Annotated in this window: 17 protein-coding genes; 2 read left to right on the top strand and 15 right to left on the bottom strand. The window is 69.1% G+C overall.

Annotated elements, in window-relative coordinates; translation table 11 throughout:
* Nucleotides 1–163: 163 nt before the first annotated feature.
* The 15 genes from V7Q42_RS16370 to V7Q42_RS16300 form a co-directional block, all read right to left on the bottom strand.
* A complete protein-coding gene (locus V7Q42_RS16370; RefSeq protein WP_333825173.1) occupies nt 164–580 on the bottom strand; it encodes a helix-turn-helix domain-containing protein in 417 nt (138 codons plus the stop codon).
* Nucleotides 581–807: 227 nt separating this feature from the next.
* Nucleotides 808–2,484 (bottom strand): apolipoprotein N-acyltransferase, encoded by a 1,677-nt coding sequence (gene lnt / locus V7Q42_RS16365; RefSeq protein ID WP_333825172.1) that lies wholly within the window; start codon nt 2,482–2,484, stop codon nt 808–810.
* A 120-nt stretch (nt 2,485–2,604) separates the two neighbouring features.
* Nucleotides 2,605–3,606, bottom strand: coding sequence for a hemolysin family protein (locus V7Q42_RS16360; protein WP_333825171.1), 1,002 nt, complete (start codon nt 3,604–3,606; stop codon nt 2,605–2,607).
* 134 nt (nt 3,607–3,740) lie between these two features.
* Nucleotides 3,741–4,229 (bottom strand): rRNA maturation RNase YbeY, encoded by a 489-nt coding sequence (gene ybeY / locus V7Q42_RS16355; RefSeq protein WP_333825170.1) that lies wholly within the window; start codon nt 4,227–4,229, stop codon nt 3,741–3,743.
* Complete coding sequence (locus tag V7Q42_RS16350; RefSeq protein ID WP_333825169.1) at nt 4,226–5,404, bottom strand: PhoH family protein; 1,179 nt, start codon at nt 5,402–5,404, stop codon at nt 4,226–4,228. The genes ybeY and V7Q42_RS16350 overlap by 4 nt, the downstream gene beginning before the upstream one ends.
* Nucleotides 5,401–6,840 carry a tRNA (N6-isopentenyl adenosine(37)-C2)-methylthiotransferase MiaB gene (gene miaB, locus V7Q42_RS16345; protein WP_442958218.1) on the bottom strand — a complete coding sequence of 480 codons (1,440 nt, stop codon included), beginning with the start codon at nt 6,838–6,840 and terminating at the stop codon, nt 5,401–5,403. Before miaB ends, V7Q42_RS16350 begins: the two co-directional genes overlap by 4 nt.
* A 121-nt stretch (nt 6,841–6,961) precedes the next feature.
* Complete coding sequence (locus tag V7Q42_RS16340; RefSeq protein ID WP_333825167.1) at nt 6,962–7,744, bottom strand: lysophospholipid acyltransferase family protein; 783 nt, start codon at nt 7,742–7,744, stop codon at nt 6,962–6,964.
* Nucleotides 7,745–7,748: 4 nt separating this feature from the next.
* Nucleotides 7,749–8,129, bottom strand: a complete 381-nt coding sequence (locus V7Q42_RS16335; protein ID WP_333825174.1) for a Fur family transcriptional regulator — start codon at nt 8,127–8,129, stop codon at nt 7,749–7,751.
* 114 nt (nt 8,130–8,243) lie between these two features.
* The gene (locus V7Q42_RS16330; protein WP_333825166.1) at nt 8,244–8,768 is read right to left on the bottom strand and encodes a GNAT family N-acetyltransferase; all 525 of its coding nucleotides are present in this window, start codon (nt 8,766–8,768) and stop codon (nt 8,244–8,246) included.
* Nucleotides 8,765–9,484, bottom strand: a complete 720-nt coding sequence (gene tsaB / locus V7Q42_RS16325) for a tRNA (adenosine(37)-N6)-threonylcarbamoyltransferase complex dimerization subunit type 1 TsaB (protein WP_333825165.1) — start codon at nt 9,482–9,484, stop codon at nt 8,765–8,767. Before tsaB ends, V7Q42_RS16330 begins: the two co-directional genes overlap by 4 nt.
* A 23-nt stretch (nt 9,485–9,507) precedes the next feature.
* Nucleotides 9,508–10,062, bottom strand: coding sequence for a NifU family protein (locus V7Q42_RS16320; RefSeq protein ID WP_333825164.1), 555 nt, complete (start codon nt 10,060–10,062; stop codon nt 9,508–9,510).
* Between the two features lie 177 nt (nt 10,063–10,239).
* Nucleotides 10,240–10,734 carry a universal stress protein gene (locus V7Q42_RS16315; RefSeq protein WP_333825163.1) on the bottom strand — a complete coding sequence of 165 codons (495 nt, stop codon included), beginning with the start codon at nt 10,732–10,734 and terminating at the stop codon, nt 10,240–10,242.
* 124 nt (nt 10,735–10,858) lie between these two features.
* Entirely contained in the window at nt 10,859–11,920 is a 1,062-nt protein-coding gene (gene trpS, locus V7Q42_RS16310; protein WP_333825162.1) for a tryptophan--tRNA ligase, read from the bottom strand.
* Nucleotides 11,921–12,041: 121 nt separating this feature from the next.
* Complete coding sequence (gene murJ / locus V7Q42_RS16305; protein WP_333825161.1) at nt 12,042–13,601, bottom strand: murein biosynthesis integral membrane protein MurJ; 1,560 nt, start codon at nt 13,599–13,601, stop codon at nt 12,042–12,044.
* 65 nt (nt 13,602–13,666) lie between these two features.
* Entirely contained in the window at nt 13,667–16,450 is a 2,784-nt protein-coding gene (locus V7Q42_RS16300) for a [protein-PII] uridylyltransferase (protein WP_333825160.1), read from the bottom strand.
* A 304-nt stretch (nt 16,451–16,754) separates the two neighbouring features.
* On the opposite strand from V7Q42_RS16300, the gene V7Q42_RS16295 reads away from it, so the two are divergent.
* Complete coding sequence (locus V7Q42_RS16295; protein ID WP_333825159.1) at nt 16,755–16,928, top strand: hypothetical protein; 174 nt, start codon at nt 16,755–16,757, stop codon at nt 16,926–16,928.
* Nucleotides 16,929–17,133: 205 nt separating this feature from the next.
* Complete coding sequence (locus V7Q42_RS16290; RefSeq protein ID WP_333825158.1) at nt 17,134–17,334, top strand: archaellin/type IV pilin N-terminal domain-containing protein; 201 nt, start codon at nt 17,134–17,136, stop codon at nt 17,332–17,334.
* Nucleotides 17,335–17,547: the final 213 nt, after the last annotated feature.

Here is a 17,547-nt window from a genome sequence, read left to right as displayed (position 1 = left end):
CCTACGGAAAGGCGGCCCCGTTTAACAGCCGAGCCGCGCCAGGGTCAAGCCGAACGGGTCGTCACCACGGCGAGAAGAAAGGCGATCCGAACGTAGAACGCCCGGGGTCCGTCGACCACCGGGCGTTCGTCGATCACGATGTCTCGAGCGACATCTTCGCGCGTCACTCGTCCTCGTCGCCGGCCATCGCCTTGACGAGTTCGACCACCTTGCGGCGCTGCTTGGGATCCTTGATACGGATGAAGGCCTTGTTCAGCGCCAGACCTTCCGACGACGACAGGAAGTCGACGACATAGGAGGTCGAAGCCTGATCCTCGAAGCCCTGGTCGCCGGCAACGGGAGCGAGGCCCGGGGCATCTTCGAAGAAGAAGGCGACCGGAACAGAAAGCACTCGCGCGATCGCCTGCAGCCGGCTGGCCCCGATACGATTGGTGCCCTTCTCGTACTTCTGGATCTGCTGGAAAGTGATTCCAAGATGTTCGCCGAGCTTCTCCTGGCTCATTCCGAGCATCATACGCCGCAACCTGACACGACTGCCGACGTGAATATCGATCGGATTCGGGGATTTCTTGCTGGCCATATCGGCACCTTTTTGTCATTTACCGGTTTTATGGGACAGGTCGTGCCGCTCCGATCTGCGCCGGTTACGACATCTGGTCCGGAGGATCACCTAGATCCCGAAGAGCACGCCATCCATCGTGGCGATCTCGACCGGGACATCCGAACGAGGCGGTTTCGACCCTGACCTGTCCATCCGGTCCACCGCACACCGAACATTGTGATCGGGGACGGGTCGTGTCAACGCTCTTACTCGAACGTTCGGTTACGTCTTCTATAAAGAATTGCCGCCAAGGCGATCGTTACGAGTACCCAGGCGATCTTCTCACCCCAACGCGAAGCGACCGTCGGCGGTGCCGGACGCGGCAGGTCGAAATCCAGGGCGCCGACCGCGCCGAGCGTCAGCCGTGCGACGACCCGGCCGAGCGGATCGACGGCGGCGGAGACGCCGTTGTTGGCGGCGCGCACCAGCGGCAGTCCCTCTTCGACGGCGCGTAGCCGGGCCTGATGGTAGTGCTGCCAGGGCCCCGGGGTCAGGCCGTACCAGGCATCGTTGGTGACGTTGAGGATCCATTCGGGGCGACGGGCGGGATCGATCACCTCGCCGGGGAAGATCACCTCGTAGCAGACCAGCGCCGCGAAGGGCGGCGTGCCGGGGATCTCGACGGTGCGACGCCGCGGGCCGGGCGTGAAGCCGCCGCGCAGGTGGGTGAGCTGGCGCAGGCCGAGGCTCTCGGCGACATCCTGGAACGGCAGATACTCGCCGAAGGGGACGAGATGGACCTTGTCGTAGGCGGCGAGCACCTCGGCGCCGGGACCGAGTGCGAAGATCGAATTGTACCAGCGCGCCCGGGTCTCGCCGGCCGAGGGCGCTTCGACCCGGACGGCGCCGGTCAGGAGGGTGGTGCGGTCGCCGATCAGTTCGGCGATGGTGGAGAGCGCCCAGGGTTCGTCGGTGAGGACGAAGGGGAAGGCCGATTCCGGCCACACCAGATGGGTGATGCCGGCCGGCAGGCGGCCGGCGCCGTGGGCCGACGCCATGGTCCCGGCGGAGAGGCCGGGTCGGAGGTCGCTCGCCAGCGCACCGCCGGCCGGTGCGCCGCGCACCGGGCCGGCCGAGAGCTCGGCATAGCGCTCGACCGTTTCGGTCTTGAACTCCGGCTTCCACTTCTTCCACTGGTCGATCGCCGGCTGGACGATGCGGAAGCGGACGCCGGGAACGGATTCGGTCGGGGTCAGAGCGAGGCGAACGACGCCGAAGCCGACGACGGCGACGAGCAGGGCGGTGGCGGCGGCGAAGAAGCGGCGATCGGCGCGATCGCCACGCGCCAGCACCGCCGGGGCGGCGAAGATCGGAACGGCGAGGAGCGTCAGACCGTAGCCGCCGACCAGTGCGGCGACCTGCATCATCGGGCCGTTGGCGGCGAGGCCGTAGCCGACGAGGTTCCAGGGGAAGCCGGTGAGCACGTGGCCGCGCGCCCAGTCGGCGAGGAAGAAACCGATCGTCAGGGCGACGATACGGCCGGGGCCGTCCGACCACAGGAGACGGGCGATCGCGGTCGCGATCCCGTGGAACAGGCCGAGGCCGATCGACAGGAAGGCGAGAGCGAAGGGGATCATCCAGCCGAACTGGGCGAGATCGACGGTGAAGGCGGCGCCGATCCACCACAGGCCGGCGAGGAACCATCCGGTTCCGAAGGCCCAGCCGACCCGGAAGGCCGGGCCGAGGCGAGCGAGCGCGCCGGTCTTCTTCAGCTCCACCGCGCCGTCGAGCGCCCACACCAGGACGGGGAAGGAGATCCACAACACCGGGAAGACGTGGAACGGCGCCTGAGCGAGGGCGGCGAGCGCGCCGGCGCCGGCGACCACCAGGGTCCGTCGCCAGCCCCAGAGCAGGGTCACGCCGTGGGAGAACCGTTCGAGCATTCCGCCTCGTTCGAATACGGCCGTGAGCCGGGCCGAATCAGCCGCCGCGTGGGCGGACGCGACCCCATGCGTCGCATTCGCGGCGGTGTCGTGACAACGCCTCGAATGCGCGATCGGCGATCAGGCGGCGTCGGAGACGACGCGGACGAGGCGCAGGCGCTTGAGGCGACGGGCGTCGGCATCGAGCACTTCGACGGAGAATGCCGGCAATTCCTCGAGATGCAGCATCTCGCCGACGGTCGGCACACGGCCGACGAGCGACACGACGAGGCCGCCGAGAGTTTCGACCTCCTCGTCGAGACCGAGCCCCGAGAGATCGACGCCGACCGCCACGGCGACCTCTTCGAGTTCGGCGCGAGCGTCCGCCACCCATTGGTCCGGACCGGTGGCGACGATCGCCGCGTCCTCCTCGACGTCGTGCTCGTCCTCGATGTCGCCGACGACCGTCTCGACGATGTCCTCGAGGCTGACGAGACCGTCGACACCGCCGTATTCGTCGATGACCAGCGCCATCTGGATGCGGTTCTGCTGCATGCGGGCGAGCAGGTCGGTGGCCGGCATCGAGCCGGGGACGAAGAGCACCGGGCGAACCAGACCGGCGTCGGCGAGCCGCACCGTGAGATCGGCCCGTGCGAGATCGACGGCCGAGGCGCCCGCCGCCGGTTCCTCGACCATCGAGGTGTGGGCGATGTGGCTCATCAGATCGCGGATGTGGATCATGCCGACCGCCTCGTCGAGGCTGTCGCGATAGACCGGCATGCGCGAATGGCCGCTGTCCATGAAGCGCAGGACGACCCGGTCGAGCGTCGTATCCTCGTCGATGCCCTCGATCTCGGCGCGGGCGATCATGACGTCGTCGACGCGGGTCTCGCGCAGCCGCAGGATGTTGCGGATCATCGCCCGTTCTTCGGCCGAGAAGCCGCCGTCATCGGAAGGCGCGGTCTCCTCGAGGGCGCTCTCGAGATCGGCTCGGAGGGCGGCGGGCGACGATTTCCACCCCACCGCCGTGCGCAATCGATCGATCCAGCTCTCGGTCGATCGTTCGGAGGCCTCGCCACGGGTCTCGGTCCGTTGCGAACCTTCCCCCGTGGCGCCGGTACTCTGGGAATGCGCGTCGCTCATCTCTCTCGTGTCTCTCGTGGCCGGTCGGTTTCGAACCGGGGTCGGGTCATGGTGCGGCGGGGCGGGCGGGCCTGTCAATTCGTCGGTCATCCGAGCCGGGGTGCGACTCCCGGTCGCTCGGAGACGCGATCCGATCAGCTCTCCGCGTAGGGGTCGGCGATGCCGAGGCCGGCGAGGATCTCGGTCTCCAGCGCCTCCATCTCCTCGGCTTCCTCGTCGCTCTCGTGGTCGAAACCGAAGAGGTGCAGGAGGCCGTGGACGAGGAGATGGGTGAAATGGTCCTCGAAGGTCTTCCCTTCCTCCTCCGCTTCGCGGGCGGTCGTCTCGTGGGCGACGACCACGTCGCCGAGGAGGGGGCCGGGGTCCTCGTCGTCGGCGTCGGCGGCCGGGAAGGAGAGGACGTTGGTCGGCTCGTCCTTGTCGCGCCAGTCGCGGTTGAGGACGCGGATGCGGGCGTCGTCGGTCAGGACCAGCGACAGCTCGGCATCGTCGGGGACGATCAGTTCGGGCCGCGCCGCGATCGCCGCGGCCACTTTCTCGGCGAGCGGACGCCAGCGCGCCTCTTCACCCCAGGCGTCGGCCTCGACGGCGATGTCGACGGCGATGGCGGGGGTGGCGGTCACGAGCGGCCTCCGCCGCCGGGGCGGGTGTCGATGCCGTATTTGTCGCGCAACCCGCGCTCGTTGTCGGCGCGCATGTCGCGTTCGGCGGCGAGGCGGGCCTCGCGCTCGGCGGCCCAACGCTCGCGTTGTTCGCGCTCGGCGGCGAGCTTGTCGCGCGAGGCGTCGTCGTAGGCCTTGACGATGCGGGCGACGAGTTCGTGGCGGACCACGTCCTTCTCGGTGAAGTTGACCCGGATCATCCCCTCCATGCCGGAGAGGATCTCCAGCGCGTCGACGAGGCCCGAGCGGGTGCCGGACGGCAGGTCGACCTGGGTCGGGTCGCCGGTGACGATCATCTTGGAGTTCTCGCCCAGCCGGGTGAGGAACATCTTCATCTGCATGGTCGTGCAGTTCTGCGCCTCGTCGAGCAGCACCACGGCGTTGGAGAGGGTGCGGCCGCGCATGAAGGCGAGCGGCGCCACTTCGATCATGCCGGACTGCAGCCCGCGCTCGACCTTCTCGGCCGGCATCATGTCGTAGAGCGCGTCGTAGAGCGGGCGCAGGTAGGGGTCGACCTTCTCCTTCATGTCGCCGGGCAGGAAGCCGAGCCGTTCGCCGGCCTCGACCGCCGGCCGCGACAGGATCAGCCGATCGACGTCGCCGCGCTCGATCAGGGCGGCGGCATAGGCGACGGCGAGATAGGTCTTGCCGGTGCCGGCCGGGCCGATGCCGAAGACGAGGTCGGAGCGTCCCATGGCGCGGACATAGGCGTCCTGGGCCGGGGTGCGCGCCGAAACCGTTTTGCGGCGGGTGGAGATGGTGGCCGGAGTGAAGCGGGCCTTGGGCTCGAGGGTCGGCAGCGGCAGCTGCTCCTCTTCCGCCTCGGCCATGCGAATGGCGCCGTCGACGTCGCCGGGATGGATCTCGAGGCCGGATTGCAAGCGCTCCCACAGGCTCTCGAGCACCCGGCGGGCGGCTTCGCAGGCCTCGTGGCCGCCCTTCACCGTCACCTGATTGCCGTGGGCGACGAGGGTGACGTGCAGCCGGCGCTCGATCTCGGCGAGGTTCTGATCGAACTGGCCGAAGAGATCGGAGACCAACCGGTTGTCGTCGAAGGCGAGGACCACGTGGGTCAGATCCGAGGCATGGCCGGTCACCGGGAAATTCGCAGACGGCGGGCGCTCGGGTGTGGTCAACGGAGATCTCCTCGGGGGTGAGGGGCCGGCGGGTCGACCAGCACGGCGGAGAGCGAATTGGCGCCGACGGCGTCGATGCGAACCGGCACGATGCGGCCGAGAAGCTCGGCCGGCGCCTCGACGTGGACCGCCTGGAGCCAGGGCGAACGGCCGCCGAGCTGGCCCTTCTTGCGGCCCGGCTTCTCGAACAGCACGTCCATCACCATGCCGAGGCGCGACGCGTTGAAATCGGCGGACTGGCGATCGATCAGGGCCTGGAGACGGTGGAGCCGCTCGACCTTGACGGCGTCGGCCAGCTGGTCGGTCTTGGCCGCCGCCGGGGTGCCGGGGCGGGCGGAATATTTGAAGGTGAAGGCGGAGGCGTAGCCGACCTCCTCGACGAGCCGCAGCGTCGCCCGGAAATCCTCTTCCGTTTCGCCGGGGAAGCCGACGATGAAATCGCCGGACATGGCGATGTCGGGACGGGCGGCGCGGATGCGCTCGACGAGGCGGAGATAGTCGGCGGCGGTGTGGCGGCGGTTCATCGCAGCGAGGATGCGGTCGGAACCGGACTGCACCGGCAGGTGCAGCCAGGGCATCAGCTGCGGCAGATCGCGATGGGCTTCGATCAGGTCGTCGCTCATGTCGCGGGGATGCGAGGTGGTGTAGCGGATGCGGTCGAGGCCGGGCACTTCGGCGAGGCGGCGCACCAGTCGGCCCAGGCTCCAGGCCTCTCCGTCGGGTCCCGCCCCGTGATAGCCGTTGACGTTCTGGCCGAGCAGCGTCACCTCCCGCACCCCGGCTTCGGCGAGGCGCTCGGCCTCGGCGACGATGCGGTCGACCGGTCGCGAGGTCTCGACGCCACGGGTGTAGGGGACGACGCAGAAGGTGCAGAACTTGTCGCAGCCCTCCTGCACGGTGAGGAAGGCGGTGAGGCCGCGGGCGACCGTCTTCGCCCGCGAGGCGGGAGCGAGATGGTCGAACTTGTCCTCGACCGGAAACTCGGTCTCGACGACGCGCGAGCCGTTGTCGGCGCGGGTCAGGATCTCCGGCAGGCGGTGATAACTCTGCGGGCCGAAGACCATGTCGACGACGGGGGCGCGGCGGGCGATCTCGACGCCTTCGGCCTGGGCGACGCAGCCGGCGACGGCGACCATCAGTTTCTCGCCGCGTTCGGCCTTCTCGCCTTTGAGAACGCGCAGCCGGCCGAGTTCGGAATAGACCTTCTCCGACGCCTTCTCACGGATGTGGCAGGTGTTGAGGATGACGAGATCCGCCTCCTCGGCGCTCGCCGCCTCGACCCAACCGTTCGGCGCCAGGGTGTCCGCCATACGCTCGCTGTCGTAGACGTTCATCTGGCAGCCGTAGGTCTTGAGAAAGACTTTCCTGTCGTCGCTCATCTCACCTTCCGCGAGGGTCCCCGGCGGATCGCCTCGCACCACGCTCGATACCCGCATCGTCTTTCGCTCCACCCACGACACGCGACGCGTCGACGGGGGAGCGATCGTCGCCACCTCTAGCGCGGATCACGGACCTCGAGAACAACAATCCGCGGCGATGACGCTGCGATGACGTTCGTCACGGCCTCAGCGCGGCGAGAAGGTCACGGCGGACGGTGGCTTCGAGGTCGGCGGCGAGTTTCTTGCGGTTGGTGGTCTCGTCGAAGGGCAGCGCTTCGCCCCAGATCACTTCGACGTCGAGGCCGCCGGCGAGGAAGATGCCCCAGAGATGGCCGGGCAGCTCGGTGTCGCCGTACCAGCCGACGCGGGCGCGTTCGGCGCGGCCGATCGGCAGGCCGCCGAGGCGCTTGTAGGCGACGGTCAGCGGCTGCACCCAGACGCGTTCGTGGCCGCCGTGGAGGATGGCGTTGCGCGCCGCGCCGAGAAGCGCCGAGCGGAAGGGCAGCACCTCGTCGCCGCGCCAGGAGGTGCCTTCGGGGAAGAGCACCATGCAGTCGCCGTCGGCGAGGCGTCCGCCGAGTTCGCTCGCCGCCGAGCCGGTGGCGGTGCGACGGGTGCGGTCGACGAAGACGGTGCGTTGCAGCTTGGCGAAGAGGCCGAAGAGCGGCCAATCGGCCACTTCGGCTTTTGCGACGAAGGAGATCGGCATCAGCGAAGCGATGACCGGGATGTCGAGCCAGGAGGAGTGGTTGGGCGTGACCAGGAGCGGCCGGTCGGTGACCGGCGCGCCGGTGATGCGGATGCGGGTGGCGAGCGCCTCGAGGGCGCGGCGATGCCACCAGACGGGCAGTGTCGACGCCAGCCGCCAGTTCGCCCGGACCGCCAGCATCTGCAACGGCAGGGCCACCGCGGTGATCGCCGTCAATCTGGTCAGGGCCACCGCGGCGGCGAGGCGTCTCATCGGGTCACGACTGGTCGTCGTCGAGCGGCACGCCGTAGAGCTCGAGCCGGTGATCGACGAGCTTGAAACCGAGTTCGCGGGCGATCAGCTGCTGCAGCTTCTCGATGTCGGAGTTGCGGAATTCGACCACTTTGCCGGACCGGAGATCGATCAGATGGTCGTGATGGTCGTCCGACACGGTCTCGTAGCGCGAGCGGCCGTCGCGGAAGTCGTGGCGCTCGATGATGCCGGTGTCCTCGAACAGCTTCACCGTTCGATAGACGGTGGAGATCGAGATGCGCTTGTCGATCGCCGCGGCGCGTCGATGCAGCTCCTCGACGTCGGGATGATCGAGCGAGGTCTCGATGACGCGGGCGATGACGCGACGCTGGTCGGTCATGCGCATACCGGCGGCGACGCACCGATCCTCGAGGGCGGTGTCGTCGGTGTGAGCTTCGCCTTCGGCGTTGGTCGTTCGGGTCACGGGCGACCTCCTGTAACGGGGGCGATGGATTCGCGATTAGCGAAGATCGGCGCGCATGACAAGCGCGGTGGCGCCGGGAACGGAGCCGTGAGCGTAATAGCCCTTGCGTTCGCCGACCTTTCGGAAGCGCAGGCGGCCGTAGAGCGCCAGCGCCGCCTCGTTTCCGGCGTCGACCTCGAGGAACAGCGTCTCGGCGCGATCGTGATAGAGGCGGCGGAAGACGTGCTCCATCAGATGTCGGGCGAAGCCGTGGCGACGATAGGCCGGGGTGACGGCGATGGTGAGGATCTCCGCCTCGCCGGCGACGAGGCGGGCGAGGACGAAGGCGACCGGCGAACGCGTGCCGAAGAAATTGGCGCGACGGACGACGAGGCCGAAGACGGTCTCCTCGCGCAGCAGCGCGGCGAGATCGGCGGCGCTCCACGGCGCACCGGGAAAGCTCTCGGCATGGATGGCGGCGAGGCGATCGAGGTCCTCGGCCCGCGCGTCGCCGACGACGGTGACCGGCATGGTCCACCAGTTCCAGGCGGGCACCCAGTCGGCATAGTCCCACACGCTCATGGGGCGCCTCCCGCGGCGAGGCCGCCGGGCGTGAGCCGCGCCAGCCGCGCCGCGCCCTGCGGCTTGGCGTCGGGGGCACGCACGTAGAGCGGCGAGGGGCGTGGTGTGGTCGGTGTTGCCGCGGCGAGGCGGGGCAGCGCCAGGCGGGCGATGGTGTCGATCGCCGGGAAGGGTGTCGCGGCGACGATGTCGAGAGAGGGGTCGATCGCCGCGAGGAGCGGCGCGCCGGAGCCGATCACCATGGCGCCGAGTTCGGCGGCGCGATGGGCGATGCGGGCGGCGGGGGCGACCACCGCCGCGTCGAGCGGGCGACCGTCGGCGTCGAAGGCCTGGGCGTAGACCTCGTCCTTGCGGGCGTCGAGCACCGCGACGATCGACCGACCGGGCGCGAGCGCCCTGCCCTCTTGCGCCAGGGCCTCGAGCGAGGTCACCGAGACCGCCGGCTTCCCGGCGGCGAGGGCGAAGCCGCGCACCGCAGCGACGCCGACGCGGATGCCGGTGAAACTGCCGGGGCCGATCGACACGGCGTAACCGTCGAGATCGGCGTGGGCGACCCCGGCGCGGGCGAGCGCGTCGTCGACCACCCGCATCAGGCATTCGGCGTGGCCGCGGCCGATGACCTCGGTGACGCCGAAGACCTCGACCGTACCATCGTGCGACCGCGCCACCGCGGCGGCGCAGGCATCGAGGGCGGTGTCGACGGCAAGCAGGATCATGGCATGGTCCGCGAGGCTGCCGCTCAGGCGGCGCGCACCTCGATCACTTCCGGGATGAAGTGCTTGAGGAGGTTCTGCACGCCGTTGCGCAGCGTGGCGGTGGAGGACGGGCAGCCCGAGCAGGCGCCGCGCATGTGGAGATAGACGATGCCGTCGTCCCAGCGGGCGAAGACGATGTCGCCGCCGTCACCGGCCACCGCCGGGCGAACGCGCTCCTCGAGCAGCTGCTCGATGGTGGCGATGATGCGGCGGTCGTTCTCTGAATAGCCGTCGAGCGAAGCGCCCGTCTCGGCACCGCCGGTGATGATCGGCGCGCCGGAGAGGAAGTGCTCCATGATGGTGCCGAGGATGGCCGGCTTCAGATGCTGCCACTCGGGGCCGTCCTTGGTGACCGAGACGAAGTCGGCGCCGAGGAAGACGGCGGAGACGCCCTCGATCTCGAAGAGGCGCGCGGCGAGCGGCGAGGCACTCGCGGTCGTGGCGGAACGGAACTCGCGCGAGCCTTCGCCGAGCACGGCGCGGCCGGGGACGAACTTCAAGGTGGCGGGATTGGGGGTGACTTCGGTCTCGATGAACATCTGCGCTCCTCTCTCGGGGTCAAGGCCCGAGCCGGATTGGACGTTTTCCAGATAGGGCCTTCGCGCCCCCCCGTCCAGACGACGGAGGGCGGAGAGAGGCGCGAATGGCCTCTTGCGCGACATTTTCCGTCGTGAATGGTTCACGTGCGGACCCCGAGCGGGAGACATCGCCCCGAATCAGGCGATCGCGGCGATGTCGGCGTCGGAGAGATGGCCCGGCACGATGGTGATCGGCACGGGAAAGGCGCCGGCGCCGCGACCGGCCAGCGCGGTGACCAGCGGTCCGGGACCTTCGGAGCCCGTCCCGGCGGCGAGTACCAGGACGGCGATGTCCTCGTCCGCTTCGATGTGACGCACCACCTCGACCGCCGGCGCGCCCTCGCGGATCACCCGTTCGGCCTCGATGCCGGCGAGCGCGAGCACCCGCTCGGCGACGGAGGCGAGCACCGTCTCGGCGGCGGCATGGGCCTGTTGCCGCATGACCTCGCCGACGCCGACGAAGGCGCGGAAGTCGGTGTCCTCGATGATGTGGAGCAGCACGAGGCCGCCGCCGGTGTGCTCGGCGCGACGCGCGGCGAAGACCACCGCCCGGTCGCATTCGGGCGTGTCGTCGACGACGACCAGGAACTTGCGCCGGTGACCGGCCTCGAGGGAGGAGCGTTTCAGACCCATGGGTCGACCCTGCCACCTGAGAGGCCGAGGGGCAAGCCGGAGCGCGGTGGGCAGGGTCGCCGAAACGGGAAGGGCGCGCCCCGTCGCCGGAGGCGCGCCCTCGTTCCTGGACCCGTGACGGCCGTCAGTGGATGAAGCCGACGATGTCCTTGACCGCGTCCATCACCGGACGGGCGATGGCCGAGGCGCGCTCGGCGCCGTCCTTCAGGACGCCGTCGATGTAGGCGGTGTCGTCCATCAGGCGCTTCATCTCGGCGCCGACCGGGCCGAGCTGGTCGACCGCGAGTTCGGTCAGCGCCGCCTTGAAGGCCGAGAACTGACCGCCGCCGAACCGGCCGAGCACGTCGGCGGTCGTCTGGCCGGAAAGGGCCGCATAGATGCCGACGAGGTTCTGCGCCTCGGGGCGGCCGGTGAGACCCTCGACCTCGCTCGGCAGCGGCTCGGGATCGGTCTTGGCCTTCCTGAGCTTGGCGGCGATGGTGTCGCGGTCGTCGGTCAGGTTGATGCGGGAGAGGTCGGAGGGATCCGACTTCGACATCTTCTTGGTGCCGTCGCGCAGGCTCATGACGCGGGTCGCCGGGCCCTGGATCAGCGGCGCGGTGAGCGGGAAAAAGGCGTCGCCGAAGCCGTGGGCGCGGATCGAATCGGCGAAATCGTTGTTGAACTTCTGGGCGATGTCGCGGGTCAGCTCGAGGTGCTGCTTCTGGTCCTCGCCGACCGGCACGTGGGTGGCGCGATAGACGAGGATGTCGGCGGCCATCAGGGTCGGATAGGCGAAGAGACCGAGCGAGGCGCGCTCGCGGTCCTTGCCGGCCTTCTCCTTGAACTGGGTCATCCGCTCCATCCAGCCCATGCGGGCGACGCAGTTGAAGATCCAGGCGAGTTCGGCGTGCTCGGGCACCCGGCTCTGGTTGAAGACGATGTGCTTCACCGGATCGATGCCGGCGGCGAGGAAGGCCGCGGTCACCTCGCGGATGTTGGCGGCGAGCTGGGTCGGGCCGCCCCACACCGCCACCGGCTGGGTGATGGCGTGCAGATCGACGACGCAATAGATGCAGGAGAAGGACTTCTGCATCTCGACGAAGCGCAGGATGGCACCGAGGTAGTTGCCCAGGTGCAGATTGCCGGTCGGCTGGACCCCGGAGAAGACGCGGGGTTCGAAGGTGGCTCGGCTCTCGTCGGTCATGGCTCGCTTCCGTCTCGGCCGTCGATCATCGGCGGCTCGCATCGACCCTCGCCGCATCGAGCGGCGGGCGCGTTATGCGCGATCCGCGGGGCGCGAGCAAGACGGCTCGACATCTCGACGATCACGACCGGCGCAGAAAAGCGCCGAGGCGGGCCGGTTCGACCACCCGCAGAGCGACGACGAGGCCGCCGTGGACGAGAAGGCCGAGCCCGACCAGCAGCGCCAGCGCACCGGCCTTGCCGGCGAAGCCACGGGCGGGGCCGAAGGCTTCGGTGAGACCGAGGCCGGCGAGGTGCACCGTCACCGCCATCGCCGCCGCCGCGACGGCGAGACGCGGCAGCCGGCGGCGGAGATCGGCATCGATGTGCCAGTGGCCGCGCGCCAGCAGGCGGGCGAAGAGCAGGCCGGCGTTGACCCAGCCGGCGACGGCGGTGGCGATCGCCACCGAGAGCCAGCCGACGACGGGCAGAAACGCCAGCGCCGTCGCGACGTTGACCGCCACGGCGAGGCCGCCGATCACCATCGGCGTGACGGTGTCCTCGCGGGCATAGAAGGCCGGGGCGAAGACGCGGACGAGGACGAAGGCCGGCAGGCCGGCGGCGAAGACCGCGAGTGCTCGAGCGGCGGCGAGGCGATCGGCGGCGGTGAAGGCGCCGCGCTCGAAGAGCACCGAGACGATCGGCTCGGCGAGGAGCGCCAGAGCCAGAGCGGCGGGCAGAGCCAGGGCGAGAGCGAACTCCAGCGCCCGGTTCTGGACGTCGCGGCCGCCGTCGCCGTCCCGGTCACCCAGCCGATGGGCGATCTCGGGCAGCAGCACCTGACCGACGGCGATGCCGACGACGCCGAGGGGAAGCTGGTAGAGCCGATCGGCGTAATAGAGCCAGGAGACGGCACCGGCGGTCGACGAGGCGATGACGGTGCCGACGATCAGATTGATCTCACTCATGCCGCCGGCGAGGAGACCGGGAAGGCCCAGGCGGAAGAGACGGCGGATCTCGGGCGAGAGGCGCGGCGCGACGATCGGCGGGGCGAGGTTCGCGCGCGACACCGCGACGGCGAGAAGGCCGACCTGGCCGAGGCCACCGACCACCACCGCCCAGGAGAGGACCGTCGCCGCCCGGTCGGGTTCGACGCCGCCTTTCGCCAGGAGCGCGACGAGGGTGGCGATCAGCACCAGGTTGAGCACCACCGGGGCGAGGGCGGGCATCAGATAGCGGCGATCGGCGGTCATCAGGCCGGAGAGCAGCGCCACCACGGTGATCGCCACCAGATAGGGCAGACAGATCCGCGCCAGCCGGATCGCCAGTTCGTGTTTCTCCGGGTCGGCGGTGAAGCCGGGGGCGAGGAGATCGACGAGGAGCGGCGCGGCGAAGAGGGCGGCGATCGCGACCACCACCACCACTGCCGTCAGTCCGACCAACGCCTCGCCGGCGAACCGCGCCGCCGCCGCATCCCCCGCCTCGCCGCGGCGGCGGACGAGGAGCGGCACGAAGGCGGCGGCGAAGGCGCCCTCGGCGAAGAGGCGGCGGAAGAGGTTGGGCAGACGGAAGGCGACGAAGAAGGCGTCGGCGGCCGGGCCGGTGCCGAGTGCGGCGGCGAGCGCCGTGTCGCGCAGGAAGCCCGCGACGCGCGAGACGAGGGTGGCGCCGCCGACGGTGAGGACGTTGCGGAGGAGCGACAAGGAGCGCGACACCTCGGCTCGGTGGTTGCAGGGGTCCGGTGATCGTCGCCGACGGGTCCGCGGGATCAGGCCGACAGGCGTTCGCTCTTCTTCGGATCGCGTCCGTCGAAAGCGCGCAGCAGATGTTCGCGGATCGTCTTCTCGCGCGATCGGCTCTCGACCTTGTGGCCGAAGAGATCGGTCACATAGAAGACGTCGACCACCCGCTCGCCGAAGGTGGCGATGTGGGCGGAGGCGATGTTGAGGTTGAGGTCGGAGATCTCGCGGGTGAGATCGTAGAGCAGGCCCGGCCGATCGAGGCCGGAGACCTCGAGCACGGTGAAGCGATCCGACCAGGAATTGTTGACCATCACGTCGGTCGGGATGGTGAAGGCCTCGAGGCGGGTGCGAGCGGCGGTCTTGCGCGCCACCTGTTCGGGCAGCCGCTCGGTGCCGGTCAGCGTCTTTTCGATCAGCGCCGAGATGCGCTGGCCGCGCCGCATCTCGTCCTGGTCGTCGGTGAATTCGCGGCCGACGAAGATGGTGTCGAGCGCCAGACCGTCGGTCGTCGTGTAGATCTGGGCGTCGACGATGTTGGCGCCGGCGACGGCGCAGGCCCCGGCGATCGCCGACAGGAGGCGCGGATGGTCGTCGGCGAGCACGGTGATCTCGGTGACGCCCTCGAAGGCGTGCGGCATCACCGCGGTGGCGAGCTTCTTTTTCTCACGCGTCGCGGTGCGGATGAACTCGGCGTGACGGACCTTGCGCGGCAGGTCGACGCGCAGCCAGTAGGGCGGATAGTGCCGCTCGACGTAGGCCGCCTTCTCCGCATCGTTCCAGCCGGCGAGCTTGTCGGCCAGCTCCGCCTTGGCGCGGGCGACGCGCTGGTCGCGTCCGACCTGCGAATGACCGCCGGCGAGATAGGGCTCGGTCTCGTAGTAGAGGGTCCGCAGAAGCTGGCCCTTCCAGCCGTTGAAGACCCCCGGACCGACGGCGCGGATGTCGGCGACGGTGAGGCAGTGGAGCAGCTTGAGGCGCTCCGGCGACTGGACGATCTCGGCGAAGGTCTCGATGGTGCGGCGGTCGTTGAGGTCGCGGCCCTGCGCGACCGAACTCATCACCAGATGGTTCTCGACCAGCCAGGCGACCGTCTCGGTCTCGGCGGCGCCGAGGCCGAGCCGCGGGCACAGGCGTCGGGCGATGATGCCGCCGTAGAGCGAGTGATCCTCCGGCCGCCCCTTGGCGATGTCGTGGAGGAAGGTCGCGACGTAGAGCACCTTGCGGTTCTGGATGCCGGGGAAGAGCTCGGTGGCGAGCGGCACCTCTTCGGCGATCGCGCCCTTCTCGATCGCCGCCAACTCACCGATCGAGCGCAGGAGGTGCTCGTCGACGGTGTAGTGGTGGTACATGTTGAACTGCATCATCGCCACGATCCGCCCGAACTCCGGCACGAAACGGCCGAGAACACCGGTCTCGTTCATGCGCCGCAGGACGCGCTCGGGGTCGTGACGGGAGGCGACGAGTTCGAGGAAGAGGCGATTGGCCGCCTCGTCCTCGCGCAGACGATCGTCGACGAACCGCAGCGAGCGGGTGATCAGCTGCAGCACGTCGGGATGAAAATCGAGATTGTTGCGATCGGCTTCGTGGAAGATGCGGATCAGATTGCAGGGATCGCGCTCGAACACCTCGTCGTCGGCGACGTTGATGCGGGAATGGTCGACGACGAAGGCCTCGCCGTTGCCCTTGGGCTTGCGGCGGCGGGTGAAGCGGCCGAAGAAGCGGTTGAGCACCGGCGCCTGTTTGACGTGTTCCTCTTCGAGCGCGGCGCAGAAGATCAGGGTCAGGTCGCCGACGTTCTTGGCGAAGAGGAAATAGTGCTTCATGAAGCGCTCGACGGCGCGCAACCCGGCCTTGTCCCGGTAGCCGAGGCGGGCGGCGATCTCGCGCTGGAGATCGAAGGAGAGGCGCTCTTCGGCTCGGTTGGTGGCGAAGTGCATGTGGCAGCGCACGCCCCAGAGGAAATCGTCGCAGCGCTCGAAACGGCGGTATTCGGCGCGTGAGAAGACGCCGGCGGCGATCAGGTCGCGGGCGTCCTTCACCCGGTAGAAGTATTTGGCGATCCAGAACAGGGTCTGGAGATCGCGCAGGCCCCCCTTGCCCTCCTTGATGTTGGGCTCGACCAGATAGCGGCTCATGCCCTGGCGCTTGTGGCGTTCGTCGCGTTCGGCGAGCTTGGCGGCGATGTAGTCGCGACCGGTTCCCTGCACCACGTCGCGATCGAAGCGCGTCTCCAGTTCGTCGAAGAGCGGCCGATCGCCCCAGATGTAGCGCGCCTCGAGGATGGCGGTGCGGATGGTCAGGTCGGACCGCGACAGGCGGATGCATTCCTCGACGTTGCGGGTGGCGTGGCCGACCTTCAGGCCGAGATCCCACAGCATGTAGAGGATGTATTCGACGACGCTCTCGCCCCAGGGCGTCTGCTTGTAGGGCAGGATGAAGAGCAGATCGATGTCCGAGCCCGGCGCCAGCGTGGCGCGGCCGTAGCCGCCGACCGCGGCGATCGACATGCGCTCGGCCGACGAGCGGTTGGTCACCGGATAGACGTGGGCGACGGCGAAGTCGTAGATCACCCGGATCAACTCGTCCTGGACGAAGGAGAGCCGCTCGGCGCAGAGCACGCCGCGCTTGTCGGCGAGCAACATCTCCTGGATGCGGCCGCGGGCTTCGAGCCGCACCTCCTTCAGGATCACCAGGGCCTTGGCGCGAACCGCGGGATTGCCGCCGTCCGCACCTTCCGCGACCAGAGCGGAGAGCCGCCGACGCAGATCGTCGGCATCGATCAGTCCTGCGAGACGCTCCGGCGCGGCCATCGGTGCTTTGCTTCTCCCCGGTGGCGGCGCGACGGCGCGGCCGAATTGTGAATTGCGACGCGGGCGAAAATAGCCCTCCGCGACGTGGCTTTCCATCGCGGATCTTTCCCGAGAGACGGAAATTTCCCGATCGTCACCGGCGCCTGCGACCATCGGACTCCTTACGTCCAAATACGTAACCGTCTATCGGATCGCGCCGCCCGCCATCCCGGTGCGGAGCGACGGGAGGACCCGAGGGGCACGGACGGTGTCGCTCGGGAACGGTTTCGTCGAACCCGAGGCGGCCGATCCCGAGGAGGAAACCATGTTCGCTCTCTTGCTCGCGGCGGTTCTCGTCGCCTTCGTCGCGTCCGTCGTCGTGTGGGGCTATCCGGCCCTGATCATCGGCCTGCTCGCTTCGGTGGCGGCCGCCTTCCTGGTGATCCTCGCCTTCACCGGCGACGGACTGATGGCCAAGAAGTCCGGCTCGGCTCACTGACGTCGATTCCGAGCGAAATTCGGCGAACGGCGGGCTCGCGGGTCCGCCGTTCGTCGTTTGCCGACCTCCGCAAGGTTCCCATCCTGCACCGAACCGAAATTCGCGCTAGATTTCAGATGGAAGGTGCCGACGAAGTCGTGCGGCCCATCATGGTCTCGGGTGGTGCCGGCAATGGTCCGCCGCCTCCCGAGGAGGAGGAGAGCCCATGTCCGACCTCGTGTTCCCCGTCATCGGCGTCGTCGTCTTCATCGCTCTGGTGGTCGCGCTGGCCGGGCCGATCCGCAGCTATTTCTCGGAGGAATCGAAGGTCTTCCTGCACGACATCAAGGCGGACGACGAACTCGATCTGGAAGAGGCGCAGCGCGAGGCGACGGCGCAGACCCGATCGCGGCCGAAGCCGGGCTGAGAGGACGGCCGGTAGGCCATCTTGGGCGGCGAGTGCTCACCGGGGCGTCCGATCGGAGCGGGGCTCGAACCGGGTCTCATCCGGCCCGCCCGTGAGACGGTCGGTTGAATTCGAGACCGTCCCGGCCCCTCGCATGGCTCGGGGCGTTCGTGGTTCGCGGACGTCCACCGGACGTCCGCGTTTCTCCGTCACCGTCGGTGACGGAGAAACCGC

Source organism: Pinisolibacter sp. (assembly GCF_036782435.1).
GTDB lineage: Bacteria > Pseudomonadota > Alphaproteobacteria > Rhizobiales > Ancalomicrobiaceae > CALBKH01.
Note: the sequence above shows the minus strand (reverse complement) of the source record. Positions and strands in the feature narration are given on the sequence as shown.